This window comes from Paenibacillus sp. FSL H7-0323 (assembly GCF_038002725.1).
GTDB classification, from domain to species: Bacteria; Bacillota; Bacilli; order Paenibacillales; family Paenibacillaceae; genus Paenibacillus_AQ; species Paenibacillus_AQ odorifer.
Map to the genome: position 1 here is coordinate 4623601 of NZ_JBBODB010000001.1, position 16778 is coordinate 4640378.

The following is a 16778-nucleotide window of genomic DNA, read 5'->3' on the forward strand; positions in this document are numbered from 1 at the left end:
CACCCTGGCATGTATTAGCAGCTTGTAGCAGATCACCTCCTTGCAAAGCTTTTCAGAAGACAGGTAAATATCCTAAAATCAAACTCCATCACAAATGTAATTTAATAATAGCGCTTACATTTTTTATATTATCATAATTAGTAACCGTTTCCAATCGGAAAATGAGATGTTTTTCATAAGAATTCATACTATTTTCTATCCTAACATTTAAATTTTAATTAAGACCGATACATGGCTCTGAAAAGCTTTTCAGAAGAAGGTCACAAAAATAAAGAGCCTTTATTTTTCCCGCGTGGATTCCCGCACAATCAGCTTATGCTCCATCTTTTCATTCAATACCTGGACACCACCTGTTGTGAGCAATTCATGCAGCATCTCCGCCGCACGATACCCTAACTCATAAATCGGCTGTGCAATCGTGGTCAGCTTTGGAATGAACATACTCGACATCCGCAAATTATCAAATCCAATCACAGATACCTGCCCCGGAACTAGAATATTACGATCCTTCAGATAAGAAATCGTCCCCATTGCAAATTCATCAGCAACACAGAAAACAGCGGTCAGCTCGGGATAATCAGTAAACAACTCATGCGCAGCTTGATAAGCGTGTTCGAACCTGTGATTGGCATATTTGCTCTTCACAATATTCTGCTGTAGTCCAAACTCTGTTAATGCTCTTACAAAACCCTCATAACGAGGCGGGCCAGATACGGAGTTATCATGGTTAAAACCAATCATGCCAATGTCCTTATGCCCTAAATCAATCAGAAACTTTACCGCATCGTAAGCCGCCTGTTCATCATCCACCTCCACAGATGGAATGTCGTACTCATCAGAATGCGAGGATACCAACACAAAAGGAATTCTACAACCGACTAATTTGTCATGTGTCTCAGGATAAAGGACATCACTGGCGAACACGATCCCATCCACCTGCTTCTCATGAAAGTTATCGATGTAAGACAACATCCGTTCTTTGTCGCGGTCCGTATTGCAGATCATTAAACTGTATCCGAGCTTGATGCATGCATCCTGCATTCCCCGAATAACCCCTGCGAAATACAGGTTCTCAATATCCGGAATCAGCAGGCCCAGTGTAAAAGACTTCTTGTAGATCAGGCCGCGTGCAAACGCATTTGGTTGATATTGCAAACGTTCTACAGCCTCCATCACTCGATTCCGTTTGCTCTCTACGACCGTATTCGGTGCATTCATAACCCGCGATACGGTGCTGATCGACACCTCCGCCATTCTGGCAACATCTCTTATGGTTGGCTTCATAACGATAACTTCCTTTTTTTCAGGTAACTTTTCGATGTGATTATAGCAAGCCCGTTAAGAAATAACAACAGATTTTTTAAAGCGCTTACATTTTATTTTAAAGACATACTTATTCCTTATCTAATCATTACAAAGCGCGTATAACTTACTTAAAGTGTGTATATAGTTTTATTACATGGTATACTAGGCGAGTAGCATTATTCGCAGCTACAAATACTGCTCTAGACTATCTGAGCGTTTATTATAGGAGGGATTACATTGAAGCAACAGCGCGATATTCGATTCTCCGTACTGGACTTAGCCTCTATTGTGGAGGGTGGCACAGCGGCAGACTCTTTTCATAACTCTTTAGCTTTAGCTCAACATGCTGAGGCATGGGGCTATCACCGGTATTGGTTTGCTGAGCATCACAACATGATTGGTGTTGCCAGTTCTGCTACCTCACTCTTAATTGGCCACATTGCTGGCGGCACAAAAAGCATACGCGTAGGCTCCGGAGGCATCATGTTGTCCAACCACGCACCACTTGTCATTGCGGAACAATTCGGGACCCTCGAATCCCTATATCCAGGACGGATTGATTTAGGACTGGGCAGAGCCCCAGGATCCGATCAACCGGCTTCCCGTGCGCTACGCCGTGGTCTCGGAAGCGACGGCAGTGACTTCCCCGAGCAGTTAAGTGAGCTCAGAGCCTACTTCGATCCTGCAGGTGCAGGATCACGACCGGCTGGGGTTCGTGCTGTTCCTGGTGAAGGCTTGAATATCCCCATCTGGCTGCTGGGCTCCAGCGGTTTTAGTGCTCAGCTGGCAGGGAAGCTAGGTTTACCTTTTGCTTTCGCCAGCCATTTCGCACCAGAATATTTACTACAAGCTTTACACATCTACCATAGTAATTTCCGTCCTTCAGCAGCACTCGACAAACCTTATGTGATGGTCGGAGTTGGCATTACAGCAGCCGATACCGTGAATGAGGCAAGACGACTGGCTACCTCGCAGCAGCAGCAATTCCTTAATATCATCCGCGGACGTACGGGGAAGTTACAACCACCGGTTGATAGTATGGAGGGGCTATGGACGATGCAAGAAAAAGCAGCCATGCTTGAGAAACAGCGTTACTCTTTCGCTGGTGATAAAGCAGCAATTAAAGAACGGCTTCAAGAAATCCTGCAAGAGACACAGGCCGATGAATTGATTGTTTCTGGTGGAATTTATGATCCTAACGCTCGTCTACGCTCTTATGAGATTGTAGCCGACGCTATGAAGGAAATCTAATTTATCATCATAATTAAGGCAAGACGATAGGTCTGGTATCGGGGTTTGAGCCCTATTCCAGATGTATGTCTTGCCTTTTTATTTTGCATTCATAATCGTTCTCAATAAAACACAATAAAAACAATGAATTACATAAAAATAAAGAGTTAAATAGAGAAAACTGGTGTAAACCCATTAATAGAATTGATATTTGATCAAATATGATGGATTTCCTTATAATATCCCATTTTTGTTTAGATATTATTTTGATTATACTTTAGTTATTCGCTATAACGAACGAATTGGCGGTATATCTCTACCCTCTCCTTCCACTTTCACGGAGATTCCTGTATACGCACAAAAAAGTGGTTCTGTGAGATACTACTTATTTCGACAATGTTTGATGAAAAATCCGATTAGAAGAGAAGAATTTGCCGGAAGCCCGCAAATGATGTCTACAAAATTTAATATGGGGTTCAGGAGAAAGGAGCGAGTAAAGTGAAGAAGAAATATCGCTCGGCTTTCATAGCTGCTTATATCCTGACTATTCTAGCAGGAGTCATCTGGCATGCTGGCGGAGTTAGTGCGCAAGATACCATTAAGCTTACGGTGAATTCGCATACGACAAGCACAGCCACCATGAACAATATGCAGCCTGGTGATGAAACGAACTCAGAATACACAATTATTAACGCAGGTAGTGAGGGCTTTAATTACTATGTGGACTTCAAATTCATCTCTGGAGACGCAGAATTATACGATATTCTCCAAATGACACTCGAAAAAGAGGGAGTAATCATCTATTCAGGGGTGATGAGTGAGGCTGCCGGAAGAGTTGCCATCGGTTCACTTGCCGGGGGAGAACAAAGTGTAATCCAAATGGATGTAATTTTCCCGTGGGAAGCAGGGAACGAATATCAAGGGAAAACCACCACTGTAGCCTTTGAGTTCTCCGCTTCTGGAGGACCGGAGCCATCCGCTCAACCTAGTCCTTCACCGACAGCGTCGGCCACAGCTCAGCCTACACCGGAGCCATCACCTACAGCGACTGCTACACCTACTGTAGCGCCAACTACGACACCTACTGCCACGGCTACAGCTACACCTGAAGCTTCACCGACCGCAACAGCTTCACCAACCACGACGGCTACTTCGCCAACGGCAACAGCAGCTGCCACACCAGGGCAATCAACGACGCCAACACCATCGCCAATACCTACAGCTTCACCAGTAGTAGATGAAATTAGTGTCACTGAAGCGCCGATCCCACTGGGTGGAGGCGATAATGAGCCGACAGCATCACCAAGTGCCGGCAGCCAAACTACCAGTGCAACACCGCAGCCAAGCAATGAAATCGCCCTGCCTGATGATGAGCTTCCACTGGGAGCACCAGAGGTTGGCAACAAGCTTCCAAATACCGCTGAGCCTTGGTATAACTTGATTCTTGCCAGCTTAGCCATTGCGGTACTCAGCGTGATTATCATGCGCAGATTGAAATCGAAGAAATAACCACATTTTGCAGCATAAGTCTGGAGGTGAGAGAGTATGAAGAAGCGTAATGGTGTCTTGCTAGCCGTGAAGCTAATCTTCATACTCTCTTTAGTTGTGTTGATTTACTCGGTTGTACAAGTGGTCAAAGCACCGCTCGAAGCTAAACAGGCTTTAAATGATTGGGCAAAAAAGAGGGAGGAAGCTGTCGCCCGCCCCCTTTCTGCCGAAGAAATCCCTCTTCCCATGGGAATGATCAGTTCAGCCAAGGAACAGCCGCACCCCGCTCATTCCTATTCAGAAGGTGAAATCATAGGAGAGATTCGTTTCCCCAAATTAAACAAAAAGATCGCAGTGCTAGAAGGCACGGAAAGCCCCGAGCTAAAAAAGGGAGCCGGACATTATAAAGGCAGCGCAGCTATCGGTGCCACCGGCAACAGTGTGCTCGCAGGCCACCGCGATACAGTGTTCCGTAATCTGGGAGAACTCGTCGCTGGAGATCTTATCGAGCTGGAAAGTACCGATGGGACTTTTACCTATGAAGTAACAGGCAGCACAATTGTTGACGGGGACGAACGTGGTGCTATAAAGCCAAGTGATAAGGCCATCCTCACATTGATTACCTGTTATCCCTTTTCATATGTGGGATCTGCACCGGACCGTTATTTACTTTCAGCGAAGTTAGTGAAACAAGAAATATTGCCGCATTAAACTTAAATATTACCTCAATCTTCTTCCTCAGGGATGAGACCTTATATGGAAAGTGATACTATATATATACAATAGTAAAGAGGAGATGACCCAAGGTGAAGAAAGAGGTTGTAGAACGGTTTATTTCGTATGCACAAATGGATACCCAATCGAATGAAGATAATGAGACTTGCCCATCCACTCCGGGACAGATGGTTCTGGCCCACAAGCTGGTTGAAGAGCTTAAGGAAATCGGCATGGAGGAAGTCCAGGTGGACGAGCATGGCTATGTTATGGCGACACTCCCTGCGAATACGGACAAGGATGTTCCGACCATTGGTTTTTTAGCCCATTTGGATACGGCGACTGATTTTACCGGAACGAATGTGAAGCCACAGATTATCGAGAACTATGATGGTCAAGATATTCTTTTGAATAAAGAGCTGAATGTTGTATTATCCACAGCGAGCTTTCCGGAGCTGGCGGAATACAAAGGCCACACCTTAATTACAACCGACGGCACGACCCTGCTTGGCGCAGATAATAAAGCCGGTATTGCTGAGATTATGACCGCCATGCATTACCTCATTCAACATCCAGAAATCAAACACGGCAAGATTAGAGTTGCCTTCACACCAGACGAAGAAATCGGCCGCGGGCCTCATAAGTTTGACGTAGCCGCTTTTAATGCTTCCTATGCTTACACTGTAGACGGAGGTCCACTCGGAGAATTAGAGTATGAAAGCTTTAATGCTGCGTCTGCCAAAATCTCAGTCTACGGCGTTAATGTTCACCCTGGGACTGCAAAAGGAAAGATGATTCATTCCGCCAAAATCGCCATGGCACTTCATCTCAGACTCCCTGCTGAGGAAGCGCCCGAATATACAGACGGTTATGAAGGCTTTTATCACCTAAGCTCTATAGAAGGCACACCTGAATTCAGCAAGCTACAATATATCATCCGCGACTTCGACCGTGAGAAATTCGAGGCACGTAAAGCATATCTCTCAGCTGTCGTAGAAGAATTCAAAAACATCCATGGTGAAGAGAACATCGTGCTTGAAATGAAGGACCAATATTACAATATGCGTGAAAAAATCGAGCCAGTGCGTCATATCGTCGATATTGCCCATGAGGCGATGGAGAACCTTAACATCACACCGATCATCCGCCCGATTCGCGGAGGTACAGATGGCTCGCAGCTTTCCTACATGGGCTTGCCGACACCTAATATTTTCACCGGAGGCGAGAATTTCCATGGCAAATTCGAATATGCGTCTGCGGACAATATGGTAAAAGCGGTAAATGTTATCGTGGAGATTGCTAAGCTATTCGAACAGAAAGCCTAAAGCATTATCCGCATCACTCCTTTAAAACACCAAAAAATCCCTGTAGAGGCCGATCCAGACCTCTCAGGGATTATTAATGTTCATAGGCTATCCGATTAGCATCTTTCTTCCGGCGGCGTGTCCTTCCAGATCACGTTTTCTCCGTAATTTTTACCCCAATCATACATCAATCGAAGGACGGGAAGCAGACTTTGGCCATATGATGTCAGGGAATACTCTACTTTTGGCGGAACCTCAGCGTACACTTTTCTTAGAACCAGCTGGTCCTCTTCGAGCTCGCGAAGCTGATTGGTCAACATTTTTTGCGTGATATGAGGAATTAGCTTCTTCAGCTCGCTGAATCGCTTTGTCCCTTCAAGCCCTAGATGCCAGAGGATAATCAGCTTCCATTTCCCTCCAATCACCGCAAGCGTCAATTCCTTCTCACAGTTAATTTCCTTCAAGTTTATGCGATCTTTAATCTCGGTTGCCATACCTAAAGCGCCTCCTCTCTCCTGTTATCATACTAACACAAAAACGAATAACCTCCTCATTGGAAGGCATTCGTTTCTGTACGCTCACTCTAAATTAGCATGCTTGCCGAACATTTGCTGATTCGTCTGCCCCGTCTTCTCCATCATTCGCAGAATAATAGCATCATAAAAGACCAACATCGTCTGTTCGAATAAAGAAGCCATCGGCTGGATCGTGCTGTAGCTTCCACTGGCCGGATCTTTTGGAGATCCCGGCAGCTTCACTGTGTAGCCCGCTAAACGTCCAACCGTCGAATCCGGCGCAATGGTAACGGCAACAACTTCTGCGCCTACCCCTTTGGCTTTCTCAGCCATAGAGATCAACCCTTTTGTCTCACCGGAACCGGAACCGAGGACTAACACATCCCCCTGTTCAATCCCCGGAGTCACCGTTTCGCCTACAACGTAAGCCTCTTTACCAACATGCATTAACCGCATAGCAAAGGCCCGTCCCATCAATCCAGATCTGCCCGCTCCAGCCACGAAGATCTTGTTGGACTGAAGCAGCAGCTCAGCCATTCGCTCAGTCTCTTCTTCATCAAGCTGAGATATGGAGCGCTGGAGCTCCTCTATAATTTGCTGCGCATATTTCATTGTAATCTTAAGCCTGACTAACTAGACGTTTCATTTCTGCTGCGGCAGCCTTTTGATCCGCTTCACCTGTGATGCCTCCGCCAACGATGACAAGATCAGGGTTCGCGGCGATCACTTCTGGAAGTGTGCTTAGCTTGATCCCTCCAGCGATAGCTGTTTTAGCCTGCTTAACCACACTCTTAATCGCATTTAAATCTGCAAAAGAATTTTTACCTTCCGCTTGATGGTCATATCCAGAGTGTACACAGATATAGTCTACGCCAAGTGCGTCTACTTCAGCCGCTCTTGTTTGGATATCCTTCACATTAATCAGATCAACTAGAATCTCTTTATTGGTTTTCTTCGCTTCCTCCACTGCACCTCTAATGGTAGAATCATCAGAAACACCAAGTACAGTAACGATATCCGCGCCCGCTTCCACAGCCTTCATCACTTCATATCCACCTGCGTCCATGATTTTCAAATCCGCCAACACAGTCAAAGCTGGAAAAGCCTCTTTGATTGCCTTCACTGCATGTAACCCTTCATTTATAACGATAGGTGTTCCAATTTCAACAATATCTATAAATTCGGCAACTTTTGAGACAACCTCTTTCGCTCCCGCAATGTCCACTAAATCCAACGCTAATTGTAATTTCATATTTATTTGCACTCCTTATTAATATATTTTAGTAAGTCATGTACAAATTGTAGTTCCTTACATCCCTTTAGGGAAGTAGGCACTTTATTGTGATGTAGTTACCTGGAGGATACTAATGTGCGGTTAAAGGGCTCTTTTCGACTTAAATTAAAAACGTTTTGTCATTTTTCTGTAAAAATACTGCATTTCCATGAAAGCTGTGCTAATATTACAGTTTGTTTATGAAATTTTAGGAAGTACATCATAATATAAGAAGGTGCACAATGAAGCAAAATAATCACCAGGAATTCAACCTGGTCAAACTGACCTGGCCGATTTTCCTCGAGCTATTCCTCTTTATGCTCATGGGCAGTGTGGATACTTTTATGATCAGTTCAGTGTCGGACGATGCCGTGTCTGGTGTCGGCGCAGCGAATCAGATCATTGCGATAGCAATTTTAGTCCTCAGTGTAATTGGTAACGGCGCAGCTATTGTGGTCTCCCAATATCTCGGTTCCAAAAAACCTCTGGAAGCCGCTCAAGTGACCGGCAATGCCATTACCCTAAACCTGTTAGTCGGCATTCTCCTAAGTACGTTTTTGCTGATATTCGGAGGGTCGCTACTGACTGCGCTGAATGTAAAAGGGGATATCCTCATTTACGCCAAAGCCTATATGAATATTGTTGGGGGCGGTATTTTTCTGCAAGCATTAATTAATGCTCTGGCGACTACTATCCGTACTCACGGTTTCACCAAACAGACGATGGTCGTATCCTTGCTGATGAATATCATTCACGTGGTGGGCAACTACCTGCTCATTTATGGTCATTTCGGACTTCCGGCGTTAGGTGTGGAGGGTGCGGCTATCTCAACAGTGATGAGTCGCTTTATCTGCCTGATCCTATTCTTCCTGCTGCTCTACAGAGTGATGGAGGTACGGGTGAAAGTAACCTATTACATTCATCTTTCTAAAAAATACGTGCTGCAAATTCTCAAAATCGGCATCCCGTCCGCTTTTGAATCCATCACTTATCAGTCGTGCCAGCTTGTATTCACACTGTATATTACTTATTTAGGCGCTGAAGCTATGGCTACCCGCCAGTACGCGCTTAATATTTCCAATTATATTTATTTATTCAGTGTAGCTGTCTCTATGGGAACTTCCATCGTTGTAGGACATCTCGTGGGAGCTAGACGACCTGATGAAGCCTATAAGCGTGTATTCACCAGTGTAAAGTGGGCGTTGCTGGTTACCGTAATAATAGATGCTGTGGTGATTTTCTTCCGGGTACCGCTATTCGGGCTTTTCACAGACAATGAGAACATCATTAGGATGGGGGCGCAGGTCATATTGCTTAGCTTCTTCCTGGAAACCGGGCGCACAACCAATCTGGTTATCATTAACTCTTTACGCGCCTCGGGCGATGCCAAATTCCCTGTATATATGGGACTGATCTCCATGGTCTGCATGAGCTTACCTCTTGGTTATTTCCTGGTGTTCCAACTTGATCTCGGGTTAGCCGGCGTGTGGATTGCTACTGCGGTCGATGAGTGGGTAAGAGCCGTCATTATGTATTTCCGCTGGAAGAGCCGAGCTTGGGAGAAACATGGACTTATCGAACACGAAGCTCCAGAACACTGTACACCTTCCGCTACTCCTGCAGCTGTAAATTAATATGTATATACAGAGGGTTCTTTAAGGTCATATCAGATCTTAAGGAACCTTCTATTTATTTACGCCAACATTACATAAAATTTGAGAATGAAGGAACCATTCTACGTTACAATAGATAGAACATAATTCACAAAGCTAAAGGAGAGAACTTCATGCCGGAGGAAACCGGAATCCATGAGTTACTGACGCTCAAAACGATTGCGGAGACTTTAAACAGTTCCAATGAGCTCAGACCCATGCTCGACACAGTCATGGGCAAGCTGCTTGAGTTAACCGGAAACACTGCAGGCTGGATCTTCCTGAGCGAAGAATACATGGAATATGAGTGTGCCGCTGATCGAGGCCTGCCACCTGCACTACAGCGCGACAATAAACAACCAATGCAGTGCGGAAGCTGCTGGTGCCTAAGCCGCCTATGGGACGGTCGGCTCGAGCATGCCGTTAACATTCTAAGCTGCAAGCGGCTGAGTAACGCCAGGCAGTATAACTGGGGCGACACGCTGGGCATCACCCACCACGCCACCGTCCCGCTGCATTCAGGTGAGCGTTACTTGGGACTTATGAATGTGGCCGCACCAGGCAAAGCACATTACGCCGACAGCGAGCTGGCTTTGCTGCAATCCGTGGCTTTGCAAATTGGCAGTGCTATAGAACGGATGCAGTTATATAGCACCGAGCAGCGCCGCGCGAATCTGTACGCCAAATTAGGCGAATTCAGCGCAGCTTTAAATCTAACCGCCAACCAATGTATCTCGCCCAGTATTCTGATCGAGAAAAGCGCCGCCCTGATTGGCGACTATTTCGATTGGCCCTTTGCAGCGATTATCGGGCAGCATGAGGGACAATTCGAAGTCCATGCTGCCTATGCGGCTAATATAACGCCGGAAATAGCTCCCTTCGAGCTCTCGGATTCTTTTAAAGTACGTCTAGGAGATATCACAAAAGGACAACGCTTTGCGACATTAACCCCTGATGAAGAGCAGGAAATTACGAAGTCCTGCTGTTCTGAACAACCTGTCGCGGAGCGTGTCGTGATGCTCGCTGTGCCCTTTCGGCAGATTGCCGCACAAGGTGCAGGAATTCTACTGATCACCTCACCCAAAGCACTAGCTTCCGCAACTGCGGATGGAGAGGTGCTTGAGGCTGTCGCTGAGCATATTTCCGCTACATTGGAAAGTGCTCAGCTTGGAGAGAAACGCCGCGAAATTGCGCGTCTTGACGAGCGGAATCGTCTGGCCCGTGACCTGCACGACTCCGTGAACCAGATCCTCTTCTCCCTCTCAATGACCGCCAAAGGCGTGGAAAGTATGCTGAAGCAGGAGCATATCTCCCATCCTGCTACTGAGGCTGTCCGCGATATTCAAGCTTTATCCCAGTCTGCACTCAAAGAAATGCGTGCATTAATTATGCAGCTTCGGCCTGCCGGACTGGAAGCCGGTTTATTGACTGCGCTGCAGGCTCATGGCCAGCAGCTAGGGCTGCTGATACAGACGCAACGGAGTGGTGTTCACGAACTTCCCCGCAACGTGGAGGAAGGGCTGTGGCGCATTGGCCAAGAAGCTCTCAATAATGTACGAAAGCATTCCGGAACCTCTAAAGCGGAGGTATCTCTGCATCTGAATGCAGCCGAGGTGGTACTGAGCGTTGCCGACCAAGGTAAAGGCGGAGCCAAACGGCGTTCTAACACAGACACTAATGAATCTCTTGGTCTGCATATTATGAAGGAAAGAGCAGAAGCTCTCTCCGGTCGTATTCATATCCACAGTGTGGAAAATCAGGGCACAACGGTTGAGGCAACCATACCTCTGCCCATCCAATCTACATGAAGTCGGGTGATCATAAATGACGATAAACTTATTATTAGTAGACGACCATGCAATGGTACGCCGTGGGCTGCAAGTATTTCTCTCCACACAACCCGATATCAAGGTTATCGGGGAGGCCTCCAACGGCCGCGAGGCACTGGAAAGAACAGCCGAATTGAACCCGGATGTCGTATTAATGGATTTGCATATGCCCATTATGGACGGCATTGAGACCGCTCAAGCGCTGAGGATCTCCCACCCGCAGGTCAAGGTCATTGTATTGACCTCCTTTTCGGATCAGGATCATGTACTCCCGGCTATCCGCGTAGGAATCAAAGGCTATTTGCTTAAAGATATAGAACCAGAAGCGCTGGTAGTTGCGATCCGTAAGGTACATAACGGGCAAGTGGAGCTACATTCACAGGCTGCCAGCCAACTGATGAATCTAATGGCGACTTCTACACTAGAGCAAATGGAACTTAATACTTCCGATCCGAACGGCCCAAACACAACACCTGCTGCGATCACCGGATTAGAGCTTCTTACCCCACGCGAGCAAGAAGTATTAGACCTGATTGCGCTCGGTATGAGCAACAAAGAGATTGCCAGCAAGCTGGTCATCACCGAAAAAACCGTTAAGACCCATGTCAGCCACGTTCTCGGAAAGCTAAACTTAGCGGATCGGACTCAGGCTGCCATTTTCGCATTGAAAGGCGGCTATAACGCCTAGAATCAAAACTCCTCTACAACTTTAGTCTTAGACGCTCAGCACAATGGCTGAGCGTTTTTATTATGTATGTTCATTCCATGTGCTGATGTTAACAGAGGCCGATTCAACTATCATTGGTTTATAGCAACTGACCTCACATAGGAGTGGATACAGATGAAAGTGATGATCCTGACAGGCAGTAATCGAAAAGAAGCAACCAGCACGAAGCTGGCAGAACATGCTGCCCATTTCATTAGTCAGCAAGGAGAAAAGGTTACCGTGTTTGATCTCTACAAACGCCCACTTCCCTTTTATTCACCAGACGAGGTTTACACAGAGCATGAACATTTAAACGAGCTTAAACAAGAGATGTTAGCAGCGGATGCAGTAATCTTGGTTACTCCGGAATATCACGGCTCGGTAAGTGGCGTATTAAAAAATGCGATTGATCATCTAGGCCAGGCGCATTTCAACGGTAAAGTTGTGTTATCCGCCAGTTCAGCCGGGGGAGCGGTAGGGATAAGCTCTTTACTTCAATTGCAAGCCATCGTACGCAACCTGCACGGCATCAATACACCAGACTGGATCTCCATCGGTGGACTGCAACGCAAGCGTTTCGAGGTCGGGTACGACGGATACGAGGGTGGGCAAGAAATCGAAGATCGCATCCACCTAGTATTAGAAGCATTCCTGAACTTAGCCCGCAAAATTGGCAGACCGGCAGGTGCTATCCAATGATCAAAGGACTATATGAAGCACATTTACCAGTAAGCAATCTTGAAGTATCCATCGAATTTTATGAAAAATTAGGTCTGAGAATGGCTTGGCGGGATGAAGAAACTGTATTCTTCTGGATCGAGGAAGGTCGAAGCTGGATTGGTCTTTGGGAAGGCCAGGAGGTCCAAACCCCATACCATCCGTCCTTGCGGCATATTGCCTTCCGTGTCACTTACGAGGATTTGAAGCAATCACTGCAATGGCTGGAATCGATTGGTGTAGAGGCTGTTCCGTTCCGCAACCGGACTTCTGTTGAGCCTTTTATCCGGGCTTATCAAGGAAATGCTTCTGTCTACTTCAACGACCCTGACGGCAACAGCTTGGAATTTATGTGCCACGTAGAGGTTCCTGAACATCTGAAGAATATCTCAGAGAACATAACCTTAACGGAATGGGAGAAATTACTGCACAGTAAATAAAATACTCAAACAAAAAAACAGCTGCTCCCGTCCAAGGGTCCAGCTGTTTGAGTATATTAGCTTCTTCGATTACTTAATCGAAATGCCCTTCTTCATGGCCTTCATGTCTGCATTCGTATTCACAAGCGTTGGCAGTATCTTCATACTTCTAGTCATGGGAGAGTTGCATTGCCAGCAGGTAGGTACATATTGAAAGGCGAAATTATCGCGCATCCAACCTGTGCAACCTTCCTTGGTACAGGACCAAATAGCTGTGTCTTCTTGCGGAAGTTCCTCCAGTGCTTTTTTACGAAAATACATAAGTACCCCTCCTTGGATCGAATCGAGACGATATCGCTACCCTATTAGGGGCAGATTCATACTATGAAAATAAAAAAAGCTGCCCTCAACTTGTGTTAAGGGCAGCCTGATTTTTAAACTACAGTTTTACAACGTTTTCGGCTTGTGGTCCACGAGCGCCTTGAGTTACGTTGAACTCAACGCGTTGGCCTTCGTCCAAAGATTTAAATCCGTCGCCTGTGATTGCGGAGAAGTGTACGAATACGTCGCTTCCACCTTCAACCTCGATAAAACCGAATCCTTTGTCTGCGTTAAACCATTTCACTGTACCTGTTTGCATGATATTACCTCCAATATTTTATTTAACACATGTCCTTTTATTCCTACGTAGTGTACGAACAAATAAAAATTCACACATTGGAAAAGGACTCATACGCACAAATGATAACCTTTTACAATATGTGAATTAAGGGTTAAATTTATGATTGATTTCATTGTACCACACTAAATCACTAAAAGCAATGCGTATGCCTATTTAATTTTCACTCCGGCTCTTATTGCCTATAAACAGCAGCAGCCGAGCCGGACGAACACCCATGTTAGTCGATATAACCTGCCAATCCTTTATCCATCAAGTAATCCATTTCTGCATCAAGAATGGTCTCTACTGTGATTTCATCCAGCTTCACATCACGTTGGGCAGTGACATAGTCGACCAGATCATCGCTGTCGATGTCTACCTCACCCTTGGCGTTCGCCTTGGCCTTATTGATAAAGGTCTGTTCATGCTTCAATACTAAGCGGATGATTTGCGGATCCACTTTGGTTTTGGCAGATAATACATTTACTAGCTCCTGCTCATTTACTTTGTCACTCATTTTTTAAATTTCATCTCCTTACAATTATTACACAATCATTGTAGCATATTTCGCGCTTTAACGCGTCATTACGCGAAGTATACCGCGGTTTATTCACACTTTTCTTATCATCCCAACGTCTATAACGTTCCACTTGAAGTAAGTTATTTAATAAAAACAGTTGTGAGGAACATTGACTTGTGCCAAAATATAAAAAAAGTGTTGGACCAAATGAATACTAGAAAAGGCGGTTGAATTCATGAGCTCTGTATCTACCCAGCAATTAGACACAAACAGCAACAAGGCACATCGTTATATCGAAGACGTATACGCACAGGTTGTTGCGCGTAATCCTTTTGAGCCCGAATTTCATCAGGCCGTAAAGGAAATCCTTGAATCTTTGCTTCCAATCCTCGCTGCTGAACCTAAGTATCAGGAAAATGCCATTCTGGAAAGATTGGTTGAGCCAGAACGTTTGATTATGTTCCGTGTTCCTTGGACAGACGATCAAGGTAAGGTCAGAGTTAACCGTGGATATCGTGTACAGTTCAGCAGTGCAATTGGACCTTACAAAGGTGGACTTCGTTTTCACCCATCCGTTAATGCTAGTATTATCAAATTCCTTGGTTTCGAGCAAATCTTCAAAAATGCTCTTACCGGCCAACACATCGGCGGAGGTAAAGGCGGATCCGACTTTGATCCTAAAGGTAAATCCGAAGGCGAAATCATGCGTTTTGCACAAAGCTTCATGACTGAATTGCAAAATTACATCGGTCCTGACCAAGACGTTCCTGCAGGAGATATCGGTGTAGGTGGTCGTGAGATCGGCTACATGTACGGACAATACAAGCGGATCCGCGGAGGATATCCGGCTGGCGTATTGACTGGTAAAGGTATTGGTTACGGCGGAAGTCAGGCTCGGACAGAGGCTACTGGTTACGGTACAGTTTATTTCGTAAACGAGATGCTGAAAGCAAAAGGCCTTTCTTTTGAAGGAAGCCGCGTTGTTGTCTCCGGTTCTGGTAACGTAGCGATCTATGCGATCGAAAAAGCTGTACAGCTAGGCGCTAAAGTCGTAGCTTGTAGTGATTCCGCCGGATATATCTATGACGAAAATGGGATTAACCTCGAAACTGTCCGCCGCCTGAAAGAAGTCGAAAGAAAACGGATTAGTGAATATGTGAATGAACATCCTAACGCTGTGTATACTGAAGATTCCACGCAAATTTGGACCATTCCTTGTGATATCGCCCTTCCGAGTGCTACTCAGAATGAGATTGATGAAGCCATGGCATTGAAACTGATTGAGAATGGTGTAAAAGCAGTAGGCGAAGGTGCCAATATGCCGTCCACCCTTGAAGCTATTCATCAGTTCCAACAAGCTGGCGTACTATTCGCACCTGCTAAAGCTGCTAATGCTGGCGGCGTAGCTGTCTCTGCGCTTGAAATGGCACAAAACAGCATGCGGTTGTCCTGGAGCTTTGAAGAAGTAGATACGAAGCTGCATGAAATCATGGTTTCCATCTACGAACAATCTGTAAATGCATCCGAGCAATATGGACAGTCCGGCAACCTTGTTGCAGGAGCGAACATCGCTGGATTCAAAAAAGTGGCCGACGCTATGCTGGCTGAAGGTGTAATCTAAATAAATTACCGGCGCTCTAGTCACGAACGCCCGACATACAAAAGTCCCCGTAACCGGTCAGCAAGAATCCGGTTACGGGGACTTTTTGTGTGTCTAAGCGTTCCATCCGGGGATCTTCCGCAAATCCCCGTCCCAAATCGATTGAGTACTCTCCACAGTCGTATCGTGGGGTGAAGAAGCCGTACGAATGTAACAGGAATCTATTCCTATCGTTAGCGCCCCTGCAATATCGGTACGGGGATCATTCCCGATCATGATGGCCGAACGCAAATCCGCTCCATAATGTTCAACTAAATAACGATAAAATAGCGGATCCGGCTTACTCACTCCTACTTCGGAGGAAATGGCAATGCCATCGAATAAAGGAAGAATACCCAGCATCATTAATTCTGCTTCTATAAAGGTTTTCTGGCCATTGGAGAGCAAAAACACCTTTTTGCCACGTTCTCTTAATGTTTGCAGAATTTCAACCACACCCTCATAAAGTGAGATATGGATCATCGATAATGTCCGCAGCCATCTAACCGTTTCATGTAACCACGCTTGATCCGGTTCCCCACCCAATTGACGGGCCACAGAACGAAACACATCCTCCATTACGAAATCTGGATACTGACAATTCCGTGCGGCTTCGGCGAGCTGTAAATCCCTCTCCCGCAGAAATTGTGCCTGTAGCTCACTTCCTGTTATGGACATCCCCTGATATCCGAAATGGAGCGATAATCGATCCCATACCTCCTGCTTCTCCTCATCTGTCTGAATATCGATTAATGTGCCATACAGGTCGAAAATATAAGTCTCGTACATCCACCGTCTTCCTTCCT

The 16778-nt window shown here is 45.9% G+C and carries 18 protein-coding genes; 10 read left to right on the forward strand and 8 right to left on the reverse strand.

The genetic code is table 11. From position 1 onward, the window contains the following. Positions 1-279 precede the first annotated feature (279 nt). A complete protein-coding gene (locus tag MHH89_RS20880) occupies positions 280-1284 on the reverse strand; it encodes a LacI family DNA-binding transcriptional regulator (RefSeq protein WP_036682112.1) in 1005 nt (334 codons plus the stop codon). A gap of 258 nt (positions 1285-1542) precedes the next feature. Between MHH89_RS20880 and MHH89_RS20885 the strand changes: the two genes are divergently transcribed. The 4 genes from MHH89_RS20885 (at position 1543) to pepT (ending at position 6062) form a co-directional block, all read left to right on the forward strand. Then, positions 1543-2556 carry an LLM class flavin-dependent oxidoreductase gene (locus MHH89_RS20885; protein ID WP_081383185.1) on the forward strand — a complete coding sequence of 338 codons (1014 nt, stop codon included), beginning with the start codon at positions 1543-1545 and terminating at the stop codon, positions 2554-2556. A gap of 477 nt (positions 2557-3033) precedes the next feature. Beyond that, positions 3034-4044: a hypothetical protein gene (locus tag MHH89_RS20890; protein ID WP_076282159.1), complete on the forward strand. Its 1011-nt coding sequence runs from the start codon at positions 3034-3036 to the stop codon at positions 4042-4044. A gap of 36 nt (positions 4045-4080) precedes the next feature. After that, complete coding sequence (locus MHH89_RS20895) at positions 4081-4734, forward strand: sortase (protein WP_076124065.1); 654 nt, start codon at positions 4081-4083, stop codon at positions 4732-4734. Positions 4735-4829: 95 nt separating this feature from the next. Then, entirely contained in the window at positions 4830-6062 is a 1233-nt protein-coding gene (gene pepT, locus MHH89_RS20900) for a peptidase T (protein ID WP_076220750.1), read from the forward strand. Between the two features lie 95 nt (positions 6063-6157). Here pepT and MHH89_RS20905 read toward each other — a convergent pair whose 3' ends face one another. The 3 genes from MHH89_RS20905 to hxlA form a co-directional block, all read right to left on the reverse strand. Continuing rightward, on the reverse strand, positions 6158-6535 hold the full coding sequence (locus MHH89_RS20905) for a winged helix-turn-helix transcriptional regulator (RefSeq protein WP_036682121.1): 378 nt from the start codon (positions 6533-6535) through the stop codon (positions 6158-6160). 84 nt (positions 6536-6619) lie between these two features. After that, positions 6620-7168 (reverse strand): 6-phospho-3-hexuloisomerase, encoded by a 549-nt coding sequence (gene hxlB, locus MHH89_RS20910; protein ID WP_076191679.1) that lies wholly within the window; start codon positions 7166-7168, stop codon positions 6620-6622. A gap of 7 nt (positions 7169-7175) precedes the next feature. Further along, a complete protein-coding gene (gene hxlA / locus MHH89_RS20915) occupies positions 7176-7808 on the reverse strand; it encodes a 3-hexulose-6-phosphate synthase (RefSeq protein ID WP_036682127.1) in 633 nt (210 codons plus the stop codon). Positions 7809-8071: 263 nt separating this feature from the next. On the opposite strand from hxlA, the gene MHH89_RS20920 reads away from it, so the two are divergent. The 5 genes from MHH89_RS20920 to MHH89_RS20940 all read left to right on the forward strand — a co-directional run bounded on the left by MHH89_RS20920 (position 8072) and on the right by MHH89_RS20940 (position 13173). Then, a complete protein-coding gene (locus MHH89_RS20920) occupies positions 8072-9463 on the forward strand; it encodes an MATE family efflux transporter (RefSeq protein WP_076124068.1) in 1392 nt (463 codons plus the stop codon). A gap of 152 nt (positions 9464-9615) precedes the next feature. Continuing rightward, positions 9616-11289, forward strand: a complete 1674-nt coding sequence (locus MHH89_RS20925; protein ID WP_076181935.1) for a GAF domain-containing sensor histidine kinase — start codon at positions 9616-9618, stop codon at positions 11287-11289. 16 nt (positions 11290-11305) lie between these two features. Continuing rightward, a complete protein-coding gene (locus MHH89_RS20930) occupies positions 11306-11998 on the forward strand; it encodes a response regulator (RefSeq protein ID WP_076309978.1) in 693 nt (230 codons plus the stop codon). Positions 11999-12151: 153 nt separating this feature from the next. After that, positions 12152-12715, forward strand: coding sequence for an NADPH-dependent FMN reductase (locus MHH89_RS20935; RefSeq protein WP_076219647.1), 564 nt, complete (start codon positions 12152-12154; stop codon positions 12713-12715). Then, entirely contained in the window at positions 12712-13173 is a 462-nt protein-coding gene (locus MHH89_RS20940) for a VOC family protein (RefSeq protein ID WP_076282161.1), read from the forward strand. Before MHH89_RS20935 ends, MHH89_RS20940 begins: the two co-directional genes overlap by 4 nt. Before the next feature lie 69 nt (positions 13174-13242). Here the strand turns inward: MHH89_RS20940 and MHH89_RS20945 are convergent, their stop codons facing one another. From MHH89_RS20945 to MHH89_RS20955, 3 genes are all read right to left on the reverse strand, one after another. Next, positions 13243-13473: a cold-shock protein gene (locus tag MHH89_RS20945; protein ID WP_036682139.1), complete on the reverse strand. Its 231-nt coding sequence runs from the start codon at positions 13471-13473 to the stop codon at positions 13243-13245. A 118-nt stretch (positions 13474-13591) separates the two neighbouring features. After that, positions 13592-13792, reverse strand: a complete 201-nt coding sequence (locus MHH89_RS20950; protein ID WP_019914790.1) for a cold-shock protein — start codon at positions 13790-13792, stop codon at positions 13592-13594. Between the two features lie 259 nt (positions 13793-14051). Beyond that, the gene (locus MHH89_RS20955; protein WP_038573758.1) at positions 14052-14330 is read right to left on the reverse strand and encodes a hypothetical protein; all 279 of its coding nucleotides are present in this window, start codon (positions 14328-14330) and stop codon (positions 14052-14054) included. Between the two features lie 238 nt (positions 14331-14568). Between MHH89_RS20955 and gdhA the strand changes: the two genes are divergently transcribed. After that, positions 14569-15954 carry an NADP-specific glutamate dehydrogenase gene (gene gdhA, locus MHH89_RS20960; RefSeq protein WP_036682144.1) on the forward strand — a complete coding sequence of 462 codons (1386 nt, stop codon included), beginning with the start codon at positions 14569-14571 and terminating at the stop codon, positions 15952-15954. Between the two features lie 93 nt (positions 15955-16047). Here gdhA and MHH89_RS20965 read toward each other — a convergent pair whose 3' ends face one another. Then, positions 16048-16761: an HAD family hydrolase gene (locus tag MHH89_RS20965; RefSeq protein WP_076124076.1), complete on the reverse strand. Its 714-nt coding sequence runs from the start codon at positions 16759-16761 to the stop codon at positions 16048-16050. Positions 16762-16778 lie beyond the last annotated feature (17 nt).